Source organism: Azospirillum sp. (assembly GCF_035627195.1).
GTDB lineage: Bacteria > Pseudomonadota > Alphaproteobacteria > Azospirillales > Azospirillaceae > Azospirillum.
In genome coordinates this window covers 1-2,023 of sequence record NZ_DASPMG010000275.1, presented here as the reverse complement: position 1 = coordinate 2,023, position 2,023 = coordinate 1, and the positions used below count along the sequence as shown (strand labels likewise).

The 2,023-nt window shown below is 72.7% G+C and carries 2 protein-coding genes and 1 pseudogene; all 3 read left to right on the top strand.

All coding sequences use genetic code 11. From position 1 onward, the window contains the following. A pseudogene (locus tag VED21_RS25505) lies at positions 1–224 on the top strand (hypothetical protein); the annotation flags it as partial. Beyond that, positions 221–1,558 carry a hypothetical protein gene (locus VED21_RS25500; RefSeq protein ID WP_324887340.1) on the top strand — a complete coding sequence of 446 codons (1,338 nt, stop codon included), beginning with the start codon at positions 221–223 and terminating at the stop codon, positions 1,556–1,558. The pseudogene VED21_RS25505 and the gene VED21_RS25500, both read left to right, overlap by 4 nt. A 4-nt stretch (positions 1,559–1,562) precedes the next feature. Then, positions 1,563–1,931, top strand: coding sequence for a hypothetical protein (locus VED21_RS25495; RefSeq protein ID WP_324887338.1), 369 nt, complete (start codon positions 1,563–1,565; stop codon positions 1,929–1,931). The last annotated feature ends 92 nt before the right edge of the window (positions 1,932–2,023 follow it).

Below are 2,023 nucleotides of genomic sequence, written 5' to 3'. Positions count from 1 at the left end.
CCCAGGGCAAGAGCCGGCACGAGCTGGACATCGCCGTGCACGAGATCTTCCGCATCATCCCGCTCCTGCCGCGCAACGAGGACAAGGTCGACCTCTCGCTGGAGGCCGGCAAGGTCTTCACCCTGAACCGCAGGGCGGTGCGCGCCTACGTCGACTGGCGCACGGGGCAGCTCGACGCCGACCTCGTCATGCGGATCGAGGCCCTGAAAGGGAGGGCGGCATGAGCACGGCGCCGAACGAAAGCCTCCTGGGGCTGGGCGACAAGCTGCTGGAGATCGACGAGGGGAAGTTCCGGCAGGTTGTCGGCCTCCTGGAGCACATGGGCGACCATCCCGACGTGCTGCGCACCTTCTCGATGATCCGCCCGCGGCTGGCCGAGCTGCGGCCGAAGCGCCGGCCGACGCTGAAGCGGCTGTTCTGCGAACCGTTCGAGGATCTGTTCGACCCGGTGCTGCCCGGCGAGAAGACGCCGGTCAACACCATCGAGCGCGCGGTGATCAACCACCTCTGGCCGCTGGTCGAGGGGCAGCTGGGGAGCGAGGCGCTGGCCGCCTTCGCCGCGCAGCAGCGCGAGGCGACCGACGCCGGCAACGCCGCCGCGCCGGCCGAGCTGGCGGAGGCCTTCTGGGCCGCCGCGGCGGAGGCGGTGCGGACCGTGGCGCTGCTCCTGGAGACCGGCCGCCTGACCGAGGCCATGGACCTGCGCATCAGCCCGGAGCGCATGCGCGCCGTGCAGGACATCGCCACCGCGCTGGCGATCGCCCCGGCGCTGGCCGACCTGAAGCGCGCGCTGGCGCCGAAGCCGCTGGCCAAGCTGCACCAGGACCACCTGGACGAGGTGCAGGCGATCGGCCGCCGGCTCGCCAAGGCGGACGGGCACGCGCTGAAGGTCTTCGTGCTGGTGGCGGCGGCGCGGCTGGCCGATCCGTCGCTGCTGCTGGGCGCCTTGTGGCACATGGACTTCGGCCAGAAGCCGGCCGACCGCGCCGCCCTGTTCGCCGAGCTGTCGGGCAGCGTCGTCTCGCACATCGAGGAACGGGCACGGGCGATGGGTGAGGGCAAGCCGGGTGCCGCCGACCGGCTCGCGGTCGCCGACCTCGCCGCCGGGCTGGTGGCCAGCCTGGACGCCACGCGCAACGCCATGGAGGTCAGCCGCCGCAGCGAGTTCGACCAGCGCCTGAAGCAGGTGCGCGGCGCCGTGCACGAGATGGTGCGCACGCAGCTTCTGGCCGGCGCCGAGACGGACATCCTGGGCACCGTGGAGACCGCCGTCGGCAAGGACGGGGTGAAGCAGGCGGAGAACCACGCCCGCGCCCTGCGCAAGTGCGCGACCATCGCCGACAGCCTGGGCCTGCGCACCGAACTGCGGCAGGTGACGGACAAGACGGTGTCGGCGCTGACCGGTGCGGCGCAGCAGGTGCTGGGCGGTAGCCAGCAGGCGACCGCCGCCGACCCGCGCGCGGGCTATGCCGCCATCCGCATGATCGAACTGATCTCCGGCCCGGTGGAGGCCAACCGCATCCTCGGCGAGATCCTGGACCGCGGGCGGCCGTTGTAGCGGCATGCCCTACGTCGGCTGGAAGCTGCCGGATGCGGACCGGAACCGCCTGCTGGCGCGGTTCGCGCCGGCCTACCCCACCGTGCGCGCACACCACGTGACGCTGGCCTTCGGCGTCGGGCGCGGGCGTCCGCTGCCGAAGGAGACGGCCGGGCGCGTCGTCGGCATCGCCGACGATGGGGCGGGCGTGCAGGCGCTGGTGGTGGAGATCGCCGGCACCACGCGGCGGCCGGACGGCTCCACCTACCACGTCACGTGGTCGCTGGGCGCCGGCCGGGCGGCGAAGGAGTCCAACGCCGTGATCGCGGCGCGCGGCTGGACGCCGGTGGAACCCGTAGACATCCGGCTGGAACCGCGCTTCTTCCCGTCCTGACGACAAGGAACCCGCCGTCCGCGGGGGGTGTTGCTCCAGGCGCATCAAGCGATGGAGGCATGCATGCGAACGGTTCTGGTTGCGGCGCTGCT

Coding starts and splice junctions, on each gene's coding strand:
- VED21_RS25495 (WP_324887338.1), top strand. CDS start 1,563: ATGCCCTACGTCGGCTGGAAGCTGCCGGATGCGGACCGGAACCGCCTG.
- VED21_RS25500 (WP_324887340.1), top strand. CDS start 221: ATGAGCACGGCGCCGAACGAAAGCCTCCTGGGGCTGGGCGACAAGCTG.